Source organism: Pseudomonas sp. AA-38 (assembly GCF_029457475.1).
Classification (GTDB): Bacteria; Pseudomonadota; Gammaproteobacteria; order Pseudomonadales; family Pseudomonadaceae; genus Aquipseudomonas.
Window position 1 is genome coordinate 2,981,754 of the sequence record NZ_CP120359.1, and the last position, 22,831, is coordinate 3,004,584.

At 65.2% G+C, this 22,831-nt stretch carries 26 protein-coding genes; 5 read left to right on the plus strand and 21 right to left on the minus strand.

Translation table 11 applies throughout. The features are described 5' to 3' along the window. Nucleotide 1 precedes the first annotated feature (1 nt). From hppD to PVE35_RS13630, 3 genes are all read right to left on the minus strand, one after another. A complete protein-coding gene (gene hppD / locus PVE35_RS13620; protein WP_277372107.1) occupies nucleotides 2–1,087 on the minus strand; it encodes a 4-hydroxyphenylpyruvate dioxygenase in 1,086 nt (361 codons plus the stop codon). 234 nt (nucleotides 1,088–1,321) lie between these two features. Next, a complete protein-coding gene (locus tag PVE35_RS13625) occupies nucleotides 1,322–1,648 on the minus strand; it encodes an antibiotic biosynthesis monooxygenase (protein WP_277372108.1) in 327 nt (108 codons plus the stop codon). Continuing rightward, complete coding sequence (locus tag PVE35_RS13630) at nucleotides 1,645–2,382, minus strand: CTP synthase (RefSeq protein WP_277372109.1); 738 nt, start codon at nucleotides 2,380–2,382, stop codon at nucleotides 1,645–1,647. The genes PVE35_RS13625 and PVE35_RS13630 overlap by 4 nt, the downstream gene beginning before the upstream one ends. 94 nt (nucleotides 2,383–2,476) lie before the next feature. On the opposite strand from PVE35_RS13630, the gene PVE35_RS13635 reads away from it, so the two are divergent. Then, on the plus strand, nucleotides 2,477–3,352 hold the full coding sequence (locus tag PVE35_RS13635) for a LysR family transcriptional regulator (RefSeq protein ID WP_268183354.1): 876 nt from the start codon (nucleotides 2,477–2,479) through the stop codon (nucleotides 3,350–3,352). Between the two features lie 84 nt (nucleotides 3,353–3,436). Here PVE35_RS13635 and PVE35_RS13640 read toward each other — a convergent pair whose 3' ends face one another. From PVE35_RS13640 to PVE35_RS13660, 5 genes are all read right to left on the minus strand, one after another. Beyond that, nucleotides 3,437–5,218: an ABC transporter ATP-binding protein gene (locus tag PVE35_RS13640; protein ID WP_268183352.1), complete on the minus strand. Its 1,782-nt coding sequence runs from the start codon at nucleotides 5,216–5,218 to the stop codon at nucleotides 3,437–3,439. Further along, nucleotides 5,211–5,840 carry a DsbA family protein gene (locus tag PVE35_RS13645; protein WP_277372110.1) on the minus strand — a complete coding sequence of 210 codons (630 nt, stop codon included), beginning with the start codon at nucleotides 5,838–5,840 and terminating at the stop codon, nucleotides 5,211–5,213. The genes PVE35_RS13640 and PVE35_RS13645 overlap by 8 nt, the downstream gene beginning before the upstream one ends. A gap of 2 nt (nucleotides 5,841–5,842) precedes the next feature. Beyond that, a complete protein-coding gene (locus tag PVE35_RS13650) occupies nucleotides 5,843–6,781 on the minus strand; it encodes a rhodanese-related sulfurtransferase (protein WP_277372111.1) in 939 nt (312 codons plus the stop codon). A gap of 377 nt (nucleotides 6,782–7,158) precedes the next feature. Continuing rightward, nucleotides 7,159–7,452 (minus strand): BolA family protein, encoded by a 294-nt coding sequence (locus PVE35_RS13655; RefSeq protein ID WP_277372112.1) that lies wholly within the window; start codon nucleotides 7,450–7,452, stop codon nucleotides 7,159–7,161. A 2-nt stretch (nucleotides 7,453–7,454) separates the two neighbouring features. Continuing rightward, complete coding sequence (locus PVE35_RS13660) at nucleotides 7,455–7,955, minus strand: DUF2059 domain-containing protein (RefSeq protein ID WP_268183344.1); 501 nt, start codon at nucleotides 7,953–7,955, stop codon at nucleotides 7,455–7,457. Between the two features lie 253 nt (nucleotides 7,956–8,208). Here PVE35_RS13660 and PVE35_RS13665 point away from each other — a divergent pair, with 253 nt between their 5' ends. The 3 genes from PVE35_RS13665 to PVE35_RS13675 all read left to right on the plus strand — a co-directional run bounded on the left by PVE35_RS13665 (nucleotide 8,209) and on the right by PVE35_RS13675 (nucleotide 11,296). Beyond that, nucleotides 8,209–9,219 (plus strand): DUF2804 domain-containing protein, encoded by a 1,011-nt coding sequence (locus PVE35_RS13665; protein WP_277372113.1) that lies wholly within the window; start codon nucleotides 8,209–8,211, stop codon nucleotides 9,217–9,219. A gap of 72 nt (nucleotides 9,220–9,291) precedes the next feature. Further along, entirely contained in the window at nucleotides 9,292–10,686 is a 1,395-nt protein-coding gene (locus PVE35_RS13670) for a class II fumarate hydratase (protein WP_277372114.1), read from the plus strand. Next, on the plus strand, nucleotides 10,679–11,296 hold the full coding sequence (locus PVE35_RS13675; protein ID WP_268183339.1) for an NAD(P)H-dependent oxidoreductase: 618 nt from the start codon (nucleotides 10,679–10,681) through the stop codon (nucleotides 11,294–11,296). Before PVE35_RS13670 ends, PVE35_RS13675 begins: the two co-directional genes overlap by 8 nt. A 55-nt stretch (nucleotides 11,297–11,351) precedes the next feature. Here PVE35_RS13675 and phnP read toward each other — a convergent pair whose 3' ends face one another. The 13 genes from phnP to phnC form a co-directional block, all read right to left on the minus strand. Continuing rightward, nucleotides 11,352–12,101: a phosphonate metabolism protein PhnP gene (gene phnP, locus PVE35_RS13680; RefSeq protein WP_277372115.1), complete on the minus strand. Its 750-nt coding sequence runs from the start codon at nucleotides 12,099–12,101 to the stop codon at nucleotides 11,352–11,354. Then, nucleotides 12,092–12,700, minus strand: coding sequence for a phosphonate metabolism protein/1,5-bisphosphokinase (PRPP-forming) PhnN (gene phnN, locus PVE35_RS13685; RefSeq protein WP_277372116.1), 609 nt, complete (start codon nucleotides 12,698–12,700; stop codon nucleotides 12,092–12,094). Before phnN ends, phnP begins: the two co-directional genes overlap by 10 nt. Further along, nucleotides 12,700–13,845 carry an alpha-D-ribose 1-methylphosphonate 5-triphosphate diphosphatase gene (locus tag PVE35_RS13690; protein ID WP_268183331.1) on the minus strand — a complete coding sequence of 382 codons (1,146 nt, stop codon included), beginning with the start codon at nucleotides 13,843–13,845 and terminating at the stop codon, nucleotides 12,700–12,702. The genes phnN and PVE35_RS13690 overlap by 1 nt, the downstream gene beginning before the upstream one ends. Next, nucleotides 13,835–14,551 (minus strand): phosphonate C-P lyase system protein PhnL, encoded by a 717-nt coding sequence (gene phnL, locus PVE35_RS13695; RefSeq protein WP_277372117.1) that lies wholly within the window; start codon nucleotides 14,549–14,551, stop codon nucleotides 13,835–13,837. Before phnL ends, PVE35_RS13690 begins: the two co-directional genes overlap by 11 nt. Nucleotides 14,552–14,677: 126 nt before the next feature. Beyond that, nucleotides 14,678–15,487: a phosphonate C-P lyase system protein PhnK gene (phnK, locus tag PVE35_RS13700; protein ID WP_277372118.1), complete on the minus strand. Its 810-nt coding sequence runs from the start codon at nucleotides 15,485–15,487 to the stop codon at nucleotides 14,678–14,680. Beyond that, complete coding sequence (locus PVE35_RS13705) at nucleotides 15,484–16,353, minus strand: alpha-D-ribose 1-methylphosphonate 5-phosphate C-P-lyase PhnJ (RefSeq protein ID WP_277372119.1); 870 nt, start codon at nucleotides 16,351–16,353, stop codon at nucleotides 15,484–15,486. Before PVE35_RS13705 ends, phnK begins: the two co-directional genes overlap by 4 nt. Then, nucleotides 16,353–17,429, minus strand: coding sequence for a carbon-phosphorus lyase complex subunit PhnI (locus PVE35_RS13710; RefSeq protein ID WP_277372120.1), 1,077 nt, complete (start codon nucleotides 17,427–17,429; stop codon nucleotides 16,353–16,355). Before PVE35_RS13710 ends, PVE35_RS13705 begins: the two co-directional genes overlap by 1 nt. After that, nucleotides 17,429–18,040, minus strand: a complete 612-nt coding sequence (gene phnH / locus PVE35_RS13715) for a phosphonate C-P lyase system protein PhnH (RefSeq protein ID WP_277372121.1) — start codon at nucleotides 18,038–18,040, stop codon at nucleotides 17,429–17,431. Before phnH ends, PVE35_RS13710 begins: the two co-directional genes overlap by 1 nt. Beyond that, entirely contained in the window at nucleotides 18,040–18,489 is a 450-nt protein-coding gene (gene phnG, locus PVE35_RS13720) for a phosphonate C-P lyase system protein PhnG (protein WP_277372122.1), read from the minus strand. The genes phnH and phnG overlap by 1 nt, the downstream gene beginning before the upstream one ends. An 11-nt stretch (nucleotides 18,490–18,500) precedes the next feature. Then, entirely contained in the window at nucleotides 18,501–19,199 is a 699-nt protein-coding gene (gene phnF, locus PVE35_RS13725; protein ID WP_277372123.1) for a phosphonate metabolism transcriptional regulator PhnF, read from the minus strand. A gap of 184 nt (nucleotides 19,200–19,383) precedes the next feature. Then, nucleotides 19,384–20,172, minus strand: a complete 789-nt coding sequence (phnE, locus tag PVE35_RS13730) for a phosphonate ABC transporter, permease protein PhnE (protein WP_277372124.1) — start codon at nucleotides 20,170–20,172, stop codon at nucleotides 19,384–19,386. 63 nt (nucleotides 20,173–20,235) lie between these two features. Further along, on the minus strand, nucleotides 20,236–21,237 hold the full coding sequence (gene phnD / locus PVE35_RS13735) for a phosphonate ABC transporter substrate-binding protein (RefSeq protein ID WP_277372125.1): 1,002 nt from the start codon (nucleotides 21,235–21,237) through the stop codon (nucleotides 20,236–20,238). 53 nt (nucleotides 21,238–21,290) lie between these two features. Continuing rightward, nucleotides 21,291–22,115, minus strand: coding sequence for a phosphonate ABC transporter ATP-binding protein (gene phnC, locus PVE35_RS13740; protein WP_277372126.1), 825 nt, complete (start codon nucleotides 22,113–22,115; stop codon nucleotides 21,291–21,293). A 397-nt stretch (nucleotides 22,116–22,512) separates the two neighbouring features. Here phnC and PVE35_RS13745 point away from each other — a divergent pair, with 397 nt between their 5' ends. Continuing rightward, nucleotides 22,513–22,830, plus strand: a complete 318-nt coding sequence (locus tag PVE35_RS13745; RefSeq protein ID WP_268183312.1) for an Arc family DNA-binding protein — start codon at nucleotides 22,513–22,515, stop codon at nucleotides 22,828–22,830. Nucleotide 22,831: the final 1 nt, after the last annotated feature.

Consider the following 22,831-nt stretch of genomic DNA (forward strand, 5'->3'; position numbering starts at 1 on the left):
GTCACTCCTCGGCCTTGATCACACCGCGACGTAGCTGGTCTTCCTCGATCGACTCGAACAAGGCCTTGAAGTTGCCTTCGCCAAAGCCCTGGTTGCCCTTGCGCTGGATGATCTCGAAGAAGATCGGGCCGATCACCGTATTGGTGAAGATCTGCAGCAGGATGCCGTCATCGCCCGGCGCACCATCGATCAGGATGTTCAGTTCACGCAGTACGTCGGTCGGCTCGCCATGGCCGGCAACACGGCTGTCCACCTTCTCGTAGTAGGTGTCCGGGGTGGTCATGAAGTCCACGCCGTTGGCACGCAACTGGCGCACGGTGGCATAGATATCGTCGGTGCTCAGGGCGATGTGCTGGATGCCTTCGCCGTGATATTCGCGGATGAATTCCTCGATCTGCGATTTGTCATCGGCCGACTCGTTGATCGGGATGCGGATCTTGCCGCACGGCGCGGTCATGGCGCGGGAGAACAGGCCGGTGAGCTTGCCTTCGATATCGAAGTAGCGGATCTCACGAAAATTGGCGATGCGCTCGTAGAAGCCCGACCAGACGTCCATCTGCCCGCGGCGCACGTTGTGGGTCAGGTGGTCGATGCACTGCAGGCCGACGGCATTGTCATTGGGGCTGCGGCCTTCGATGTACTCGAAGTCGACGTCGTAGATGCTCTTGTCGCCATAGCGGTCGACCAGATACAGCAGCGAGCCGCCGATGCCTTCGACGCACGGGATGTTCAGCTCGCCGAAGTTGGCGTGGCTGCCCACCAGAGTAGCGCCCTGTTGTTCGACGTAGGCGGCGGCCTGGGCGGCGTTCCTGACCCGGAAGGCCATGGCGCAGGCGCTGGGGCCATGCTTCTCGCCGAAGGCACGCACGTGCCCGCTGGGGCTGCCGTTGAGCACGATATTGATATCGTTCTGCTGGAACAGCCACACCTCTTTCGAGCGGTGCTTGGCGGTTTCGGTGAAACCCATGGCGGTGAACAACTGGCGCAGTTGCTCGATGCCTTCGGCGCTCGGTGCGGTAAATTCGACGAACTCGAAACCGTCGGTCCCGATGGGGTTGTGCTGTTCGATCTTGGCCACGGCGTTCATTCTGCCTCCTGATTGTCATTGTTATGGCAAGCGCACGAATGCGTTGCGGACAACCTCATGACAACCGAGCGCAGAGCCGCTCTCAAGATGGGGTGCGACACCTGGGCGCAGGGATTCGCTGCAGAAGTGGCAAATTTTCCTTACACAGCCTGCAAGGCCAAGCGCTTGGCATGCAAAACCCTGGCATCCGTAAATATTTCCTTACACCCTGGTTGATACCCTTGCCGCTTGCTCTCACACCGAGCGCTGAAAACCATAGGCTCGCTCCACCTTGGCCACACGGGTTGTACAGGCGGCATACCATTCGGCCCGCCCACGTTCGCGCACGGCGCTGTGCTCGGCATGCTCGCGCCAGGCAAGGATGGCCTCCTCGCTCTGCCAATAGGACAGGGTGATACCCAGGCCGTCGCTGCGCGCCGACTCCACACCCAGAAACCCAGGCTGCTGCGCGGCCAGCTCCAGCATGCGCTGCGCCGCTTCGGCGTAGCCGGCGTCCACCTCGGTGCGTACCGAGGTGAAGATCACCACGTAGTAAGGCGGCTGCGGCGTCGCGGCGATCATGCCACCGCGTCCTGCTGCGCCTCGTGCACCGACTGCACCGCGCAAGCGCCGACCAGGCCTGCGACCAGCGGCGGCAAGCGCCCTTCCAGAGCAGCGCGTTCAGGCTGGAACAGGGTGGCGATGAAGAAGGGATGATCCTCAAGCTCGATGGCACGCACGGCACCGGCCTCATCGTGCCCGGAGGCCTTCAACGCCTGGGCCATCAACGGCTCGACGAAAGCATCATCGAGGCCATAACGGCACAGGTACTGCTCGCTGATCTCGCGTACGCCATACAGCTCGGCGATACGCGAACCCGATACCAGGTGCACACGCTCACTGACGTCCTGCAGAGCACAGGCCAGAGGCGCGATCAGCGGAGTCTGTGCCTGTGGTGACAACTCGGCGTGCTCGGCATCCGTCCAACCCAGGCGGTTACGCGCATACTCCAGCAGCGCGTGCTGGAAGCCGCCACAGGTGCCGAGAAATGGCACGCCCTGCTCGCGGGCGAAGCGGATAGCGCGCAACGCGCCTTCGGTGGCGGCATAGGGGCTGCCCGGTACGCACCAGATGCCATCGTAGGCCAGCAAGCTCGCGTCATCGAGAATGCGCTCGGTGCCCAGCCAGTGGTATTCGACCGCCACGCCCAGCGCCTCGCTGGCCAGATCCAGAGCCTCGGGAATGGCGCGGTGCGCAGTGATCGCCGTATTGTAGTCACCCACCAGGGCGACCTTGACTCGACATTTGCTGTACATGGTTGCTGGCCCTCTTGCATGGCGGTCTGCCTGGCACTATAAGATGGCGCTAACGCAATGATAATTGGCGAATAGGCAAGTAGAGCTTGCACTCATGCAATATCAGATCGACCACGCCGACCTTTCACTGGTACTCGCTCTGGTGCGTGGCCGCTCCCTGGCGCGGGCCGCCGAACTGCTGCAGGTGGACGTTTCCACCGTGTTCCGCGCCGTGCGCCGCCTGGAGGCGGCGCTGGGGGTAGCCTTGTTCGAGAAGAGCCGGCGCGGCTACGAGCCAAGCGAAGCCGCACGCGCCCTGGCCGAGCAGGCCGAGCGTGCCGAACAAGCGCTGGAGGCTGCGCGCGTGGCCCTGGAGCTGGGCAAACAGGTGGTCAGCGGTACGGTGCGCCTGACCTGTACCGACGCGGTGTTGAGCAGTCTGCTGCTGCCGGCACTGGCGCGCTTCATGCCCAGCTACCCGGCATTGTCGCTGGAGCTGGTGACCTCCAACGACTTCGCCAACCTCAGCCGGCGTGATGCCGACCTGGCCCTGCGCCTGACCAATCAGCCGCCGGAACACCTGGTCGGCCGGCGCCTGGCCAGGGTGTCCTACCTGGTCTGCGCGCGCGACGACGGCCAGGATCGCAGCGACCTACCGCGACAGAGCTGGATCGCCCCGGACGAATCGATGCCGGATCACGCCACAGTGCTCTGGCGCCAACGCGAGATGCCGAGTGTCACCCCCAGTTACCGCTGCAGCAGCATGTACGCCGTGGCGCAACTGGCCCGCGCCGGGCTCGGCGTGGCCGCCCTGCCCGACTTCGTCCTGCGCAGCCAACCCGACCTGCGGGCGCTCAGCGCGCCGCTGGCCGGTTGCGACACCGAACTATGGCTGCTGACCCGCCCCGACTGCCGCGCCCTGCGCTCGGTGCAGACGCTGTTCGAGGAGTTGAGCGAAGCCTTGATGAGCCAGGACAGGCCTGCCAGGTAGCCCGGATACAATCCGGGGAGCGCCTCGCCACGCCATCCCGGATTGCATCCGAGCTACGCTTCGCGGCGGTGCGTATAGCGCACCCTAGCCCTGCTGCAAGTGCCCGTAGAGCTTGGCGTACAGGCCGCCTTCGGCGATCAGCTGCTGGTGGTCGCCATCTTCGGCAATGCTGCCGCCATCGAATACCAGCACGCGGTCGGCCTGTTTCACCGCGCTCAGGCGGTGGGCGATGATCAGGGTGGTGCGCCCGTCGAGAAAGCGCCCCAGAGCCTCATGCAGGGCGTACTCGGTGGCAGCGTCCAGCGCCGAGGTGGCCTCGTCGAGAATCACCACCTTGGGCTCGGCCAACACCATGCGGGCGATGGCCAGGCGCTGACGCTGGCCACCGGACAAACGCACACCACTGCGCCCGACCACGCTGTCCAGGCCCTGCGGCAGCAGCGCGATGGTGTCGTATAGCTGGGCGATGCGCAGCGCCTGCCAGCAGGCCTCGTCGCTGCGCTCGCGGCCCATGCACAGATTGGCGCGCACCGTATCGTTGAACAGCGCCGGGTGCTGCAGCACCACCGCGACGTTGTCGCGCACGCGATCCAGGCCGATCTCCTCCTGACTGCTGCCGCCGAAGCGGATGGTGCCGGCCTGGGCCGTGTAAAGCCCTAGCAGCAACTGCACCAGGGTACTCTTGCCGCCACCGGAAGCACCGACTATGGCCACCTTCTCGCCCGGCGCGATGGACAGGTCGAGGCGATCGAGCACCGGCTCGTCGTCATAGGCGAAGGTCAGCCCCTGGATCTCGATGCCCACGGTGTCGCGCCCCTTGAAGGGGTCGACACGCCCGGCGTACTGCGGTTCGTCCTGGCGCGCCAGCAGCTCGTTGATGCGCGTCAGCGCGCCAGCGGCGGCGTAGAAGGCGTACTGCAGGTTGAGCAGTTGCTCCACCGGGCCGATCATGAACCACAGGTAGCTGAACACCGCGAGCATCTGCCCGATGGACAGATCGGAGAACAGTACGGTGAGCATCGCCGCGGCGCGGAACACGTCGATGCCGAACTGGAACAGCAGGCCGCTGGCGCGGTTGGAGGCATCGCTCTTCCATTGCGAGGCCACGGCGTAGTCGCGCACCTCCCGCGCACGTGCACCGAGGCGGCCGAGAAAATGCCCCTGGCGGTTGCTGGCGCGCACCTCCTGAATGGCATCGAGGGTCTCGGTCAGCGCCTGGGTGAAGCGCCCGGTGCTGTCGTTCTCCAGCTTCTTCAGATGCTTGACGCGCTTGCCCAGTTGCACCGTGGCGTAGATCACCAGCGGGTTGAACAAGAGAATCAGCAGCGCCAGCTTCCAGTGCATCCAGATGAGAATGGCCGAGGTGCCGACCAGCGTCAGCATGGCCACCAGGAAGCGGCTCAGGGTCTCGCCGACGAACTTGTCCAGGGTATCCAGATCGGTAACCAGGTGGGTGGTCACGGTGCCGCCACCGAGGCTTTCGTATTCGCCGAGGGAAATGCGCTTGAGGCGCTCGATCAGGCGCATGCGAATGCGGTAGACGATGTCCTTCGACAGCCTGGCGAACAGGCGCGCCTGCAATACGTTGAAGATCAGCGCCGAGCCGCGTAACAGCAAGGTCAAAAACAGCATCAGGCCGATATAGCCGGCTGCCGTTTCCCAGTCGGCCGGCAGGAAATTGTCCATCACCTTGAGCGCCGCGTCGCCATCCTTGAGCAGCACTTCGTCCACCAGCAAGGGCAACAGCAGAGGAATCGGCACGCTGCACAGGGTGGCCAGTACGGCCACCAGATTGGCCAGGATCAGCGCTTTCTTGTGACGCAGGGCCAGGCGACGGACTTCTGCCCAGCTCAACCGATCAGGCATTGGCAGCACGCTCCAGCCAACGCCCCAGTAGCGGTGCCAGCGCCTCGAGCGGCTGATAGCCGTTGGTCAGCAGCGCCAGTTGGCCGTCACGCTCGGCCAACAGGGTGGGAAAGCCGGCGATGCCCAGATCCTGCACCCAGGTGAAGTCCGCGGCGGTGGCCTCGCGCATGGCCAGGCTGTCGAAGGCCTCGGCGAATTCGATACGCGGAATACCGGCCCGCTCGGCCAGTTGCGCCAGCACGCTGGCCTGGGTGACATCGGCCCCCTCGGTGTAGAAGGCCTGCTGGATCAGCTTGAGCAGGCTCCAGGCGCTGGAGGCATCGAGGCTGCGCGCGGTGACCAGAGCGCGGCAGGCCGGCTCGGTGTCGTACACCAGTCCCTCCGGCAGGCCACGCTCGAAGTCGAACAACTGCCCGGTACTGGCGTTGACCGCCTGCCAGTAGCCCAGGTAACGCACCCTGGCAGCGGCATCGACCGCCACCTGATCGCGACGCAGGCCGCCCACCACGATCTGCAGCGGCACGCCGGCCGCCGCCTGCTCGGCCAGCGCCTCGACCACCGGAGCGAAGCCCCAGCACCAGGAGCACATCGGATCCATCACGTAGAGCAGGCGGCTGGCCATGGTCACACCTCGTTCAGTTGGCGGGGGTCGCGGCCGATGGGATGCGGCTGGTTGCGCGCACGGGCCAGTTCGATCTGCTTCTGCCGCTCACGGGCACTCTCGCGGGTCTTCTCCGGCAGCGAATCCCAGCAGTGCGGGCAGCTCACGCCGGGGCTGTAGAACTCGGACTGGCGGTCTTCCACGGAGATCGGGTTGCGACAGGCATGGCATTGATCGTAGTCGCCTTCGGAGAGGTCGTGGCGCACGGTCACACGGTTGTCGAAGACGAAACAGTCGCCACGCCACTTGGTCTGCTCCTGTGGCACTTCCTCCAGGTACTTGAGGATGCCGCCCTTGAGGTGATAGACCTCCTCGAAGCCCTCTCCAAGCATGTAGCTCGATGCCTTTTCGCAGCGGATGCCGCCGGTGCAGAACATCGCCACCTTCTTGTGCTTGCTCGGGTCGAAGTGGGCCTTGATGTACTCGGGGAACTCGCGGAACGACTTGGTCTTGGGGTCGATGGCGCCCTCGAAGGTGCCAATGGCCACCTCGTAGTCGTTGCGCGTGTCGATCAATAGCACCTCGGGATCGCTGATCAGGGCGTTCCAGTCCTGCGGCTCGACGTATGTGCCGACACGCTGATTAGGATCGACACCCGGCACGCCGAGGGTGACGATTTCCTTCTTCAGCTTGACCTTGGTGCGATAGAACGGCTGTTCATCGCAATAGGATTCCTTGTGGTCGATATCGGCCAGGCGCTCATCCTGGCGGAACCAGGCGAGCAGCGCATCGATACCCGCACGGGTGCCGGAAACGGTGCCATTGATGCCCTCCTCGGCGAGCAGCAGAGTGCCCTTGATGCCATGGTCGATGAGGGTTTGCAGCAGAGGCTCGCGCAGCGCCTGATAGTCCGGCAGGGAGACGAACTTGTACAGCGCCGCGACGACGATCTTGTCGGTCATGAATAGTCTCTCAGTAGTCACCCACGTAAAGGGCGGACTGGGTCTCGATCAGCTACGCGTCGGCCTTGCTGCGTTAAAAACAGGCTCGGACAGTGACAAGTCACTGAACGTCCGGAGGACGGCCCGAAGGGCGAGTGAAACGAGTAATGCTCATGTACAAAGTACACTGCGCTTCCTCGCCTGTTTTCGCCTTGCATGGCTCTAGCTCGCTAGATCGAGAGTCTAAATAAAAGCGCCGGCTTGAGCCGGCGCGGGGGGATTGTAGCAAAGCAGCGAACCGCCTGGGGTGCTCGGCGACAAGACGCGACAGCCTGTCACGTAGCCCGGATGCAATCCGGGAACTGGCGCCGGACTTCCCGGATTGCATCCGGGCTACATCAATGGCCGCCGCGGCAGGTCGGCGAAGCCGGTGCCACGCCCTGTGCCGCCCACTCCTCGGGGGTGTAGGTATGCAGCGCCAGGGCATGGATCTGGCTCATCAGCTCTCCCACCGTGGCATAGGCCTTCTGGTGGCGCTTGACCGCATTCAGGCCAGCGAATACCGGGCTGACGATCACTGCCTTGTAGTGGGTTTCCAGGCCGCGGCTGTGCATGTGGCTCTCGTCCAGCACGTCCAGGTGCTCGGGTTGCAGCGCGGCCAGGGCCTGCTCGATCAGGGCTTGCTTGGACATCGTCACTCCGCGGGTTGCTTGATACCGAGATCTTTGCTCATGTCCGCCAGCAGCTTGTTCACCTCAGGAACGGCCGCCTCCAGCTTGCCCTGGGTGATCTGCGCCGATTGTGCGGTCAGGGTCGGCATCTTCTGCAGCACTTTCTGGCCCAGTGGCGACTGGTAGAAAGTGATCAGATCCTTGAGCTCCTGCTCGCTGAAGTTGCTGGTGTAGAGCTTGATCATGTCCGGCTTCAGCTTGTCCCAACCGACCGCCTTGTCCAGCGCGGCATTGGCCTTGGCCTGGTAGCTCTCCAGCACCGCCTTCTTGCCATCCGGCGCCTGGGCGAAACGCTGAGCGAACATCTGCTGCACCTGGGCATACACCGGCACGGTCAGCTTGTCGGCATGCGCCAGCTTGAGAAAACGCTCGGCATCGGCGGCATGGCTGGCCGCATCGGCCATGGCCAGGGACGAGCCGGCAGCGAGCAGGAAGGCGGCGCACAACTGGTGGAAACGGGGCATGAAAGGCTCCGACTGTGGTGAATGAGTCTGAATAGACTGTGGTGACGGCATTTTGTGCCCAACTCGGTTTTCCCTCAAGCGATAAGGGTTGTGAAACGGCGCACAGTGATTTCGTGCACTGGCGTACTCCATTGATCGATTGCCAAATTGCCAGCACTTGCCCATGCTCAAGCGTTATCGGCATGCTCGGTATCTGACCGAATGACCCCATCCGGCAATCACTTGCCGACCCGCACACACATGGACGTGCTCGATGAACAGTTTCGCCGCCCCCGTAGCCTTCACCCCCCAGCCCCTGTGCGATCGCAAGGGCCGCTTGCTGCCCGATGCCATCGGCCTGTCACCGCGGCCTCAAGTGCATTGCGCGCTGCACGGCCATCCCGGGCGACGCAAGCGCTGGAACCACTGGTGCATCACCAACCCGCAGTGGATGCTCTCGCTGACCCTGGCCGATCTCGACTACATCGGCTATGGCGCCCTCTACTTCCTCGACCTGGAAAGTGGGCTGGCGGTGGCCCACACCCAGTTGCGCCCCTTCGGCCTGGGCTGCCACCTGCCCGACCTGCCCCAGGAAAGTCATGTCTTCCTGCATTCGCGGCTGCAACTGCGCATCGATGAGCACCCCGGCCGCCTGCGCCTGACAGCTACGGCCCCGGATATCGGCGGCCATGCGCTGCAAGTGGCGCTGGACATCCAGCGCCCGGCGCACCTGGAGTCACTCAACCTGGTCACCCCGTTGGCCCATGGCGGCTTCCATGCCTGTAGCCGGCAGCTCGGCATGCCGACGCTCGGTAGTGTGCAACTGGGGCAGCGTCACTATGCCTGCACGCCGGGCCAGAGCTTCGCCGCTCTCGACTTTGGCCGTGGCGTCTGGCCCTTCAACAGCTACTGGCAGCGCGCCACCTTCGCTGCGCCGGGCGGTATCGCCGGCAACTTCGGCGCGGGCTGGCTGGAGTACAGCGGCTTGTCGGAGAACGCCCTGTGGTTCGGTGGCGAGCTGTCGCCGCTGGACAGTCCGCTGCATATCAGCCAGTCAGCGCCCACCACCCTGGCCCCCTGGCAGTTACACAGTGACGATGGCCGGGTGGATCTGAGCTTCACGCCCCGTCAGTTACACCGCGCCCGTCCCAGGTTCGGCCCCTTCCATGCCGACACCCAGCAATGGTTCGGCTACTACGAGGGCTTATTGCGCGGCCCACAAGGCGAGCGCGTGCCGGTCGATGGCGCCCTGGGCTGGCTCGGCGAAACTCACGCCCGCTGGTAACGCACGCGTGGAACCAGTGCGCAACGGCGCGACCTAAACTGCCAGCAACCTTGCTACAGCCAGGAGAACGCCATGAGCCGTACCGAAACCGACAGCATCGGCCCCATCGAAGTCCCCACCGACGTCTACTGGGGCGCGCAGACCCAGCGCTCGCTGATCAACTTCGCCATCGGCGCCGAGCGCATGCCACTGGCCGTGCTGCACGCCCTGGCGCTGATCAAGAAGGCCGCCGCACGGGTCAACAGCCGCAGCGGTGAACTGCCCGCAGACATCGCCCGGCTGATCGAGCAGGCCGCCGACGAAGTGCTCGAGGGCCAGCATGACGCGCAGTTCCCCCTGGTGGTCTGGCAGACCGGCAGCGGCACGCAGAGCAACATGAACGTCAACGAGGTGATCGCCGGTCGCGCCAACGAGCTGGCCGGCGGCCAGCGTGGCGGCAAGAGCCCGGTGCACCCCAACGATCACGTCAACCGTGCGCAGAGCTCCAACGACTGCTTCCCCACCGCCATGCACATCGCCGCCGCACAGGGTGTACGCCATTGCCTGCTGCCGGCACTGGCGGAGCTGCGCGATGGCCTGCAGGAACAGGCGCAGCGCCATGCCAACCTGGTCAAGACCGGGCGCACGCACATGATGGACGCCACGCCGATCACCTTCGGCCAGGAACTGTCCGCCTTCGTCGCCCAGCTCGGCCATGCCGAAGCGGCCATTCGTGCCGCCCTGCCCGCCGTCTGCGAACTGGCCCAGGGTGGCACCGCCGTGGGCACCGGCCTCAATGCCCCGGCCGGTTTCGCCGAAGCCATCGCCGCCGAGCTGGCCGCTCTCACCGGCCTGCCGCTGACCAGCGCAGCGAACAAGTTCGCCGCACTGTCCGGCCACGAGCCGCTGGTGCAGCTCTCCGGCGCACTGAAAACCCTGGCCGTGGCCCTGATGAAACTGGCCAATGACCTGCGCCTGCTCGGCTCCGGGCCGCGTGCCGGCTTCGCCGAGGTACGCCTGCCGGCCAACGAGCCGGGCAGCTCGATCATGCCCGGCAAGGTCAACCCGACCCAGTGCGAGGCGCTGTCGATGCTGGCCTGCCAGGTGCTGGGCAACGATGCCACCATCGGTTTCGCCGCCAGCCAGGGCCACCTGCAGCTCAACGTGTTCAAGCCGGTGATCATCCATAACCTGCTGCAGTCGATCCGACTGCTCGCCGATGGCTGCCGCAACTTCCAGCAGCACTGCGTGGCCGACCTGCAGCCAGACGCTGCGAAGATGGCTGCGCACCTGGAAAACGGCCTGATGCTGGTGACCGCGCTCAACCCGCACATCGGTTACGACAAGGCCGCGGAAATCGCCAAGAAGGCCTATGCCGAGGGCAGTACCCTGCGCCAGGCGGCACTGCAGCTCGGCTACCTCAACGAAGAGGAATTCGACCAATGGGTACGACCACAGGACATGCTCGGAGCCGGGCGGCATGAGTGAGGGCAAGAGCGGCGCAACGCCGCTGGAGGGTGATGGCAAGCGCATTCTGCTGATTCTCGGCACACCCAAGCAGAACAGCCTGTGTCACGCCCTGGCCGAGGCCTACAGCCAGGGCGCGCGCAGCAAGGGCCATGTGGTGCGGCAACTGCGCCTGGGCGAGCTGCAATTCGACCCGATCCTGCATGACGGCTACGCACAGAGCCAGCCCCTGGAACCCGACCTGCTGGAGGCCCAGCGCCTGATCCACTGGGCCGAGCATCTGGTGTTCGTCTACCCGGTGTGGTGGGGTGGCGTGCCGGCCTTGCTCAAGGGCTTCTTCGACCGCGTGTTCCTACCCGGCTTCGCCTTCAAGTACCGCAACCGCTCACAACTCTGGGACAAGCTGCTCAGCGGCCGCAGCGCCGATCTGCTGGTGACCTTGGACACGCCACCCTGGTACTTCCGCTGGGTCTACGGCGCCCCGGCGCATCGACAGATGGTGCGCACCATTCTCGGTTTCTGCGGCATCAGGACGCGGCGCCTGGCGGAGTTCGCCCCGGTGCGCCCGGCCAGCGAGGAGCAGCGCCAGGCCTGGTTGCGCAAGGCCGAAACACTGGGCAGCAAGGCGTAGCCCGGATGCAATCCGGGAATGCTTCCTCGAACGTTGTTCCCGGATTGCATCCGGGCTACAGCAGCAAACCGTCACGGGCCAGGCTGACGCCTTCCGGCAAGGCGTCGGGATGCGCCAGCAGCCAGGCATCGAAACTGTGGCCGATATGGGTCAGCACCGCCTGTGTCGGCTGCAGGCGCTGGATGACCTCCAGCGCGCGGGTCAGGTCGTTGTGGTTGCGCGGCGCCACCGGCTGCGGTGCGGTGGAGCAGTCGAGTACCAGCAGATCCAGCGGCACGCGCTCCAGTACCAGACAACTGGCCTCGGGCACGCCGACCGTATCGGTGAGGTAGGCGATGCGCCTGCCCTGCCCCTCCAACAGATAGCCGAAAGTCGGTTTGGAATGGTTCAGCGGCAGCGCGGTGACGCTCAGTTCGCCTAGCTGGCGGCACTCGAAGGCGGCGAAGGGCTGGCTGAAGTCGAGGATGCCGGGGTGCTTGTACAGATCGGCCAGGCCTTCGGGGTCATACGGCCCATGCACCGGGATCACCAGACCCTGACCCCAGCGCAGGTGCAGCAGGCCCTGGGCGTGGTCGGCGTGGTAGTGGGTCTGCAGGATGCCGCTGAGGCTGTGCGGCGCGAAGCGCTCGGTGAGGTCGGTCAGGCCGCTATCGAGCAGCCAGCGCTGTGTGCCGCATTCGATCAGCGCGCAACAGGGGCCACGGCGTCGCGCCGGCTGCACGCGGGCAGCCGTGCAGGCCGGGCAGTCGCAGTTGTAAACGGGCACCTGGCGGGCATCACCGGTGCCCAACAGGGTCAGGCGCACCGGCGGTTCTCGTCGAGCAAGTGCAGCAGACGGCTGAGGGTGTCCTCGAGGGGGCCGGAGTTGTCGAGGATGATGGTGCCGGCCTGACCCACCCTCTCCCCCGGCCCCTCTCCCGCAAGCGGGCGAGGGGAGAAAGCAGTGCCAGCCTGCAATTCACGGCTGCGCGCCAGGCGTGCCTCGATCTGCTCCGGTGTCTCCCGGCCACGGGTCAGCAGACGCTGGCGTAATACTGCCTCATCGACCTGCAGCACGATGGCCAGCAGCTTCGGGTAGCGCCGACGGGCCGTGTCGAGATGGCCGCGCGAGCCATTGATCAGCACGTCATGCCCGGCGTCCAACCAATCGTCGATCTCCCGCGGGATACCATAGGCCAGGCCGTTGGCCTGCCAGCTCAGGGCGAAGGCGCCCTCGCCCTCCAGGCGCTGGAACTCGGCGCGAGTGACACCTACGGCATCCTCGCCCACAGCCTCGGCACTGCGGGTGATCACCCGCCGGGCGAAACGGCAGCCACGCGCCTCCAACGGCGCCCGCGCCGCCAGCAACAGGCTGTCCTTGCCCGAGCCTGAAGGCCCCATCAGATAGATCAACCTGCCCCGCATCAGAACACCCTTCGTGCTTGCCGCCACACCTGCTGGATCACCGGCTGTTCACCATGCACCCTGGCCTGGATCAGGTCGGCGCGCAAGCCGACGCGGATCTCGCCGCGATCATCCATACCGGCCGCCCTGGCCGGTGCGCGGCTCACGGTGGCGATGGCCGCTGGTAAATCATAGTCGTTGTCCTGGCCGGCGAGCAGCCAGGCCGCATGCAGCAGGCTGGCCGGGTAGTAATCGCTGGAAAGGATGTCCAGCACACCATGCCGGGCCAGCTCGGCGGCAGCGATATTGCCCGAGTGCGAGCCGCCGCGCACCAGGTTCGGCGCACCCATCAGCACCTTCAGGCCCAGCTCGTGGCTGGCTTGGGCGGCTTCCAGGGTGGTAGGGAATTCGGCGATGGCCATGCCGAAGCCGGCCGACTCCTGCACATGAGCCAGGGTCGCGTCGTCGTGGCTGGCCACCGAGATACCGCGGGCGTGGCAGTCTTCGACTATGGCCTGGCGCTGGCGGTCGCTGTACTGGCGCGAGTTGGCGATCTGCTCCTGGATGAAGTCCTCCATCTCCGCCGGGCTCAGGTGGTACTTGCCCATGTAGTACTCGCGGTACTTCTCCAGCCTGGCGAACTGGCGCTGGCCGGGTGAGTGATCCATCACCGACACCAGCGCCACCAGCGGGTGCTCCACCAGGTCGCGATAGACGGCCAGGGCATCGGGGTGGCACAGCTCGCAACGCAGGTGCAGGCGGTGCTCGGCGCGGGTCTGCCCAGCCGCCTCGCTGGCGGCGATGGCCTCGATCATCGACGGCAGTTGCTGCATGCGCTTGCCGCGTGGGTTGATGTCACCAATGGACAGCGCATCGAACACCGTGGTGATGCCGGCGGCAACGATCTGCGCATCGTGGGTCAGCACCGCCGAGGCCGACGGCCAGTCCACACCCGGCCTGGGGCTCATGTGCTTTTCCAGGTTGTCGGTGTGCAGCTCCACCAACCCTGGCAACAGGTAGTCACCGCCGAGATCCTGAACCTGCGGCAGACGGCTGGTGCCTTCATCCACCGCCGCGATCAGGCCATCGCGCAGCAACAGGGTGCCGAGAAACTCACGGTCAGCCGTGACGATGCGAGCATTGCCGAGAATCTGTTCAGACGACATAGACATACTCCGGTTGCGCCGCGAGAGCGCTCATGTCGAGGTAACGATCGGCCACCGCCTCGCGGGCCGTGCGATCGTGGAAGATGCCGACCAGCGCGCTGCCGGCCACCTTGGCTTCATCGATCAGCTCCAGCACCACCTGGCGGTTGGCCTCGTCCAGCGAGGCGGTGGGCTCGTCGAGCAGCAGCACCGGCCACTCCACCATGAAGCCGCGAGCGATATTGACGCGCTGCTGCTCGCCACCAGAGAAGGTGCCCGGTGCCAGTTGCCACAACGCCTCGGGAATGTTCAGCCGCGTCAGCAGCGCCTTGGCCCGCGCCTCGGCGTCGCTGCGCGCCCAGCCACGCGCCAGCGCCGGCTCCATCACCACGTCGAGGGTCGAGACACGCGGAATCACCCGCAGGAACTGGCTGACGTACCCCAGGCTCTGCCGACGCACCTCCAGCACCCGGCGCGGCTGCGCGCCGACCAGCTCCACCGGGCGCCCCTCATGCAGGATGCGGATGCTGCCGCTGCTGGCCAGGTAGTTGCCGTACAACGTGCGCAGCAGGGTCGACTTGCCGGCACCGGACTGGCCGGCCAGCACCAAGCACTCACCGCCGCGCACGGCGAAGTTCAGGTCGCGCAGCACCTGCAGGACAACACCGTTCTGCTGGTGCAGGGTGAAGGTCTTGCTGAGGCCACTGACCTCGATCAGGTTGTTCATTCGATCCTCTCTGCCTCGTAGGAGCGAGCTGTTGCTATTGGTCGTAGCCCGGATGCAATCCGGGGATGGCTGGCACGGCTTTCCCGGATTGCATCCGGGCTACGGGTTGGCGATTGCGGGGCGTCATCAGGGCTGCAACACCGACGACACCAGAAGCTGCGAATACGGGTGCTGCGGGTCGTCGAGAACCTGGTCGGTCAACCCCTCCTCCACCACCTTCGAGCGGCGCATCACCATCAACCGGTCGGCCAACAGGCGCGCCACCGCCAGGTCGTGGGTGACGATCACCACCGCCAGATCCAGCTCGCGCACCAGGCCACGCAGCAGATCGAGCAGACGCGCCTGCACGGAGACATCCAGCCCGCCGGTCGGCTCGTCCATGAACACCAGACGCGGCGCGGAGACCAGGTTGCGGGCGATCTGCAGGCGCTGCTGCATGCCACCGGAGAAGGTACGCGGCAGGTCGTCGATGCGCGCCAGGTCGATCTCCACCTGATCCAGCCAGTGCAGCCCGGCGGCGCGCAGTTCGCCGTAGTGACGCAAGCCCTGGGCCATCAGCCGCTCGCCGATGTTGGCGCCGGCCGATACCGCCATGCGCAGGCCGTCGCGCGGGTTCTGCTCGACGAAGCCCCACTCGGTACGCAGCAGGGTGCGCCGCTCGGCCTCGCTGGCGCTGTACAGGTCGAGCCACTGGCCGTCGCGGCTGCGGTAGCTCACCGTGCCGCGATCTGGCGGGCAGCGCCCGGAGAGCAGGCCGAGCAAGGTGGACTTGCCCGAACCGGACTCGCCGACGATACCCAGCACCTCGCCGGGATAGAGGTCGAAGCTCACCCCCTGGCAGCCCTTGTCCGGGCCGTACAGGCGGGTCAGGTCGCTTACCGAGAACAGCGGCTCAGGCGTTTGCTCGACAGGTTGCAGACGTTCGGCGGCGCTCATTGCAGGTTCCCCTCGCTGCGCTGGCGGCAGTAGTCGGTGTCGGAGCAGACGTAGCGCTTGCTGCCGGCGTCGTCGACGATCAGCTCGTCGAGGAAGGATTCCGTACTGCCACAGAAGGCGCAGCACTCGTCCCATTGCTGCACGGCGAAGGGATGATCCTCGAAGTCCAGGCTGACCACGCGGGTGTAGGGCGGTACTGCGTAGAGGCGCTTCTCGCGGCCGGCGCCGAACAGCATCAGCGCCGGGCTCATGTCCAGCTTGGGGTTGTCGAACTTGGGAATCGGCGATGGATCCATCACGTAGCGCTCGTCCACCGTCACCGGGTAGGCGTAGGCGGTGGCGATATGGCCGAAGGTGGCGATGTCCTCGTACAGCTTCACGTGCATCACACCGTAGTCTTCCAGCGCGTGCATGGTGCGCGTCTCGCTCTCGGACGGCTCGATGAAGCGCAGCGGCTCGGGGATGGGCACCTGGTAGACCATGATTTGCCCGGCCGACAGCGGGGTTTCCGGGATGCGGTGGCGGGTCTGGATGACGCTGGCGTCCACCGTGCGCTCGGTGGTGGCCACGCCGGCAGTACGGGCGAAGAAACGGCGGATCGACACGGCGTTGGTGGTGTCGTCGGCGCCCTGGTCGATCACCTTGAGCACGTCGTCCGCGCCGAGAATGGCGGCGGTCAGTTGCATGCCGCCAGTGCCCCAACCATAGGGCAGCGGCATCTCGCGGCCACCGAAAGGCACCTGGTAACCGGGGATGGCCACGGCCTTGAGCAGGCCGCGACGGATCATGCGTTTGGTCTGCTCGTCCAGGTAGGCGAAGTTGTAGGCCGACGCCTCGCGGGCGCCGCTTGCGATGGAAAGGTTCATCAGCGGTTCTCCTCTGCCGGCGCCTGGCGGCGCAGCTTGCGGATCAGTTCCAGTTCGGCCTGGAAGTCGACGTAGTGCGGCAATTTCAGGTGCGAGACGAAGCCGGCGGCCTCGACGTTGTCGCAGTGCATCAGCACGAATTCCTCCTCCTGCGCCGGGCCCTGCACCTCTTCGCCGTACTCGCCAGCGCGCAGCGCGCGGTCGACCAGGGCCATGCCCATGGCCTTGCGCTCGGCATAACCGAAGGCCAGGCCGTAGCCGCGGGTGAACTGCGCCTGCTCGGCAGTCTCACCGACGAACTGGTTGACCATCTCGCACTCGGTCACCTCGATGTCGCCCAGCGGCACGGCGAAGCCCAGCTCGGCGGGCGTCATCCACACCTCGACGGTGCCGATGCGGATTTCCCCGGCGAAGGGGTGATTGCGCCCGTAGCCGCGCTGGGTGGAATAGCCCAACGCCAGGAGAAAGCCCTCGTCGCCACGGGCCAGGGCCTGCAGGCGCTCAGCGCGGTTGGCTGGGAAAGCCAGCGGCTCGCGAGTGATATCCGGCACCGGCGCGCCGTCATCCACCTCGCGGGCCATCAGGCCTTCGTCGGCAAGAAAATCCAGCACGCGCGGACACGGATTGGGCTCATCGACGACGGCCGCTTCCGGCGCCGGATAGTCGCCTTCGGCCAGCAGGGCGAAGTCCAGCAGGCGGTGGGTGTAGTCGAAGGTCGGGCCGAGCACCTGGCCACCGGGCAAGTCCTTGAAGGTGGCGGAAATGCGTCGTTCCACCTGCATGTTCGTGCTGTCCAGCGGTTCGCTGGCGCCGAAGCGCGGCAGCGTGGTGCGGTAAGCACGCAGGAGGAAGATGGCCTCCATCAGGTCACCGGCGGCCTGCTTGATGGCCAGCGCGGCTAGCTGTTCGTCGTACAGCGAGCCCTCGCTCATCACCCGGGCCAAGGCCAGCGGTAGCTGCTGACGGATTTGCTCCACGCCCAGCTCGGCGATGGCGGTATCACCCCGGCGACGGCTGGCCAGCAATCGATGGGCGTTGTCGATGGCACGCTCGCCACCCTTGACGGCGACATACATCAGGCAGCCTCCTCGTTTTCGATCAGCACGCGGGTGCTGCGCGGCAGGCCGATGACTTCGCCGCCAGCAGCGAAGAAGCAGTCCAGGCCACGGGGGAAAGCATTGCGTGCCTGACGCTGCTGCCAGAACGAGGTGGGCAACGGCAGGTTGACGCTGCGCACGTCCTTGATGCCCGGACCGCGCCAGCGCAAGGCCGGGCCGGTGTGCAGATCGTCGAGTTGAATCAGCAGCGTGCAGGACTGATCGGGGTAACGCTCGCTGCCGTTATCGAAGTCCGACAGATCGTCCAGCTCGCTTTCATCGAGCAGGGCGAACAGAGCGATCTCGCGCTCGGCGACGATCGGGCAACCACAGTGGAAAGCCAGGTTGGCGCGGATCAGCGGCGTGTCGAAGCGCGGCGCCAGCCATAGCGGCGTGTCGCTATCGAGAAAGGCCAGGCACAGACCATAGGTGGCCGGGGCCAGCTCACCCAAGGCATGGGCGCGATCCATGGCACGCGGCAAGCCCGGTTCGGCCAGGGCACCGAGGGCAGCGCGAAAGCTGACCTGGGCATCCAGCACCGGGTCGTCGAAAGCCGGTTGCAGCCAGTGCGAGCCGTGCGGCGTAGTCATCAATCCTCTCCTCTGACCAGGGTGAAGAACTCCACCTGGGTGGTGGCGCTGCGGGCGGCCCGAGCCAGGCGTCGTTCACGCTGCTGGCGGGCCAGGGGTTCGATCAGGTCATGCAGCCAGCGCGCCTGGTCGCTGCCCTGCAGATGGGCATCGGCCAGGGCGGCCAGTTCGGCGCGGCGCTTGTCGCGGCCAGCCAGGTAGCTGTAGCCGGTACGGCCATCGGCCAGGCGCACCACGCAGCGGGTCACGGTCATCTCGCCGAGGTTGAAGGCGCTGCCGGTGCCGCCCATGCGTCCGCGCACCAGGGTCATGCCCACCTCGGGCGCGCGGATCAGTTGGTAGGCGCTGTCCTTGAGCGCCGCCTCGTGGGCATCCAGGGCGTCGCCGGCACGGGCCAGCACGCCCATCCAGCGCTGGCGCGCGGCGATGTTCGGGTCGGATTGCTTCATGCGGGTCTCCATCAGGTCGCAACCTGGTACTGGAAGCGGTCGGCGCGGCTGCTGGACTGCGCCAGCTCAACCGCCCGGCCATGGGAATCACGGGACAGGGTCAGCACGCTGAGCAGCGGCGCATGGCGCGGCATCAGCAGGTGCGCGGCCTCGTCACGGCTGGGCAGGCGCGCGCCGATCAGGCTGAAGGTGCGCACCAGGGGCAGGTCGCGCGCGGCCAGGTACTGGCGCAGCGAGCCGCCTTGGTAGTCAGCCAGCAAGGGCGCCAGGCTGGCGCAGAAACGATGGCGGATCAGGCTCAGCGGCTGGCCGTCGAGCAGGCGCAGGGTGGCCAGTTCGATCAGCTCGCTGCCATCGGGCAGTTGCAGGTGGCGGCACTCCTCGCTGCTGGCCGTGCGTTTCAGGCGCTCGAGCAACTGCGCCTCGACGCGATAGCCCAGCGCCGACAGCGACTGACTGAAGGCACTGCCCGCCTCGACCGGATACAACAAGGGCCTGGCCAGCACCTGGGTGCCCTTGCCCTGGCGCCGCAGCAAATGGCCTTCGAGTACCAGCTCGTCCACCGCGCGGCGCAGGGTGTGGCGATTGACGCAAAAGCGCGCAGCCAGTTGCACCTCACCCGGCAGGTAATCGCCCGGGCTCATGCACTGCACTTCTTCGCGAAGCACGGCGGCCAGTTCGCGGTACAAGGGCTGATCTTGTCTAGACATGTCAATGCTCTAAAAAAGGCACCCGCACAGTGTGTGAAAACTGCTGCGCTCGGCCATGCTGCGTTAAAAAACGGCTCAGAATGCTCATTTACAGCTCGTAAACTGCGCTTCTTCGCCGCTTTTTGCCTTGCCTGACCTTCGCTCGCTACGTTTTCACACGATGTGCGCAGGCGCCCCCGTCCTCTCAGATAAAGAGTTTGCGCAGTCGTTGTGACAGGATGTCGATGGCGCTCACCACCAGGATGATCACGATCAGCAAGGCGCAGGTCTGACCAAACTGGAAGCCGCGAATGGCTTCCCAGAGAATCACCCCGATGCCGCCGGCACCGACCATGCCGACCACGGTGGCCGAACGCACGTTGGACTCGAAGCGGTACAGCGAGTAGGAGATCCACAGCGGCAGCACCTGCGGGATGACGCCGAAGATCACCTCCTGCAGGGCGCTGGCGCCAGTAGCACGTACCCCTTCCACCGGCCCCGGATCGATGGCCTCCACCGCTTCGGCGAAGAGCTTGGCCAGCACTCCGGTGGTACTGATGAACAGCGCTAGCACGCCGGCGAAGGGCCCCAGCCCGACCGCGACGACGAAGAGCATGGCGAAGACCATTTCGTTGATCGAACGGCAGGCATCCATCACTCGCCGTACCGGCTGGTACACCCACCAGGGCACGATGTTTTCCGAGCAGAGGATGCCCAGCGGGATGGCGCAGAGAATGGCCAGCACCGTGCCCCACAGGGCGATCTGCACGGTGGTCACCATTTCCTTGAGATAATGCCGCCAGTCGCTGAAGTCCGGCGGGAAGAAGTCGGCGGCGAAGGTGGCCATGTTGCCGCCATCGCGCAGCAGGGCCAGCGGGTTCATTTCCGCGCCCTGCCAGGACCAGGCGAGCACGGCGAAAAACAGCCCCCAGCCGACCAGTTGCAGCCAGCTACGCTTGCTATCGACCGAGGTGGCGGTGGTCAGAGTGGTCATGGGTAAGTCTCGATGACGCCGTCGGAACGAGCCGCCCTGCCAAGTGCATGGCGGCTCTCGAAATCAGCCGGCGCTGGCGCCAGTGCTTTGCTCCAGTTCGGCCATGCGTTGCTGCAACTTGGCCAGCTCGGCATCCAGTACCTTGAGCTGGGCCTGCTTGTCGGCGTCCTTGAGCGTGGTGTTGTTGGCCACTTCGGTGCGCTTCTTGAACAGTTCGAGCTGGCGGATCGGCAGTAATTGGTCGTTGTCCGAAGCCTTGAACTGGCCCCATTGCAAACCGGCCAGCACCTTCTTCTGTTCCGGCGTGGCGCCGTAGGTCATGAAGAAGTTGCGCAGCTTGTCGCGGGTTTCCTGCGGCAGGTTCTTGCGCCAGACGATGGGATCCGACGGAATCAGCGGCGATTTCCAGATCACCTTGAGTTGCGCGGCCTTGTCCGGCGCGGTCACCTCCAGTCGCTCCATGCCTTCGCTGTTGAAGGTGCCGACGTCGACCTGCTTGTTGGCCACCGACAGGGCATTGACCTCGTGGCTGCCGTTGAGCGAACGCTTGAAGATCTTGTTGGCGTCGACGTTGTTCTTGGCGAACACGTAATAGCCCGGTACCAGATAGCCGGAGGTGGAGTTAAGGTCACCGTTGGCGAAGGTCAGGTTGGCGGCATTCTTGAGCATGTCCTCGACCGAGTTGATCGGGCTGTCCTTGTGCGCCACCAGCAGGCTGTAGTAACCCTGGGCGCCGTTGGCCGCCACGGTTTGGGCGAAGATCTCGCCGCCAGCACGATCCACCGCTTCCATTGCCGCCTTGTTGCCGTACCAGGCCACGTCCACCTTGTCGAAGCGCATGCCCTGGATGATCCCGGCATAATCGGGGGCGAAGAAGGCGTTGATCTTGATCCCGGTCTGCTTGCTCATGTCGGCCAGGAAGGGATCCCACATGGTCTTGAGATTCTGCGAGGACTCGGTGGAGATGATGCCGAAGTTGAGTTCCTCGGCTGCCTGGGCCGAGCCCAGCAGGGAACCGGTGACGAGCACAGAGGCAGCCAGCACCTGGCCGATGCGTTTGAACATGGAGCACACTCCTGTTGCGGGTTGGCGGGGTTGGTTCGGATTAGGTGGCGGCGTCAGGCCTTGGCCAGCACCAGCGGGCGCGCAACGGCACGAGGGCGCCGCCCTTGCGGCAGCAGCAGGTCGATATCGAGGTCGCCGCCGTAGAGGTCGTTGAGGAACTCGGGGTTGAAGTCGGCGGTGGAGCCATCGAAATGGATGCGCCCATCCTTGAGTGCCACTGCACGCGGGCAATAGCGCACGGCGTAATCCACCTGATGCAGGGTCACCACCACGGTCTTGCCGTCACGGCGGTTTATGTCGGCGAGAATCTCCATGACCTTGCGCGCCGACTCCGGATCGAGCGAGGCGATCGGCTCATCGGCAAGAATCACCTCGGCTTGCTGACACAGTGCACGAGCGATGGCCACCCGTTGCTGCTGACCACCGGACAGGGTCGACGCGCGCTGAGCGGCATACTGGGCCAGGCCAACCCGTTCCAGCGCCTGCATGGCGCGCTGCTTCTCCTGCGAGTTGAACAGGCCCAGGCTGCCACGCCAGCGCGGCATGCGCCCGAGACCGCCGAGCAACACGTTCTGCAGCACGCTGAGGCGCCCCACCAGATTGAACTGCTGAAAGATGTAGCCGATGTCGGCACGCTGGCGGCGCACCTCACCACTGAGCCGCCCCTCACTCTGCAGCAGGCGCCCGAGCACCTCGATACGACCGGCATCCCCACGCGTCAGGCCAGCCAGATGCCGCAGCAGGGTCGACTTGCCCGAGCCGGACGCACCGATCAGTGCCACCATTTCCCCCGGCTGTACCGACAGGGCCAGATCGAACAAGGCCTGTTTGCGCCCGAAGGTCTTGTTCAGATGCTCGACTCGAATCGCTGCGCTCATGTGCCCTGGCCTCACAATCGTCGATAAATGTGATGGGCAGCACTCGACCGCCCACTGGTGTAGACCAAGGTAGGCGTAAGCTATGTCAGACCAGTGAACCGAAGGTGACCATTGAATGACGGGAGACTTGAACGTTTTGCTCTGCAGCGCGTCAAAGCGACATGGTTATGCTGAGCACTGCTCATTTCTGACAATCGGTGCTGGCATAAAGCCTTTACCTGGCCCACAATCGTCATGCAATTGGCGTCAAGGAACTGTTCAGGTGACCCTTGGGTCATAAAGACGCACAACGCGATACAGGTTGAACGGCTAGTGTCAAAGACAGTCGAATCCGGTGACAATCTCGACACTGACTGCCAGTATCGCTTCTTGAACTAACCGGTAATGTAAGCGCCCTATGAAACAGGCTACCTACTCCAGCCGCACGGCTGACAAATTCGTCGTTCGCTTGCCTGATGGTATGCGTGAGCGCATCGCTGACGTAGCACGCAACCATCACCGCAGCATGAACTCGGAAATCATTGCCCGCCTGGAGCAGAGCATGCTGCAGGAAGGTGCCTTGAGTGATGATCTCAACCTGAGCATCGACAGCCCAGAACTGTCGTTGCATGAACGCGAACTGCTGCAGCGCTTCCGTCAGTTATCGCGCCGCCAGCAGACCGCATTGGTCGCCCTGATCGCTCATGACGCGGAAATGGCCAGCGAGGAAGCCTGAG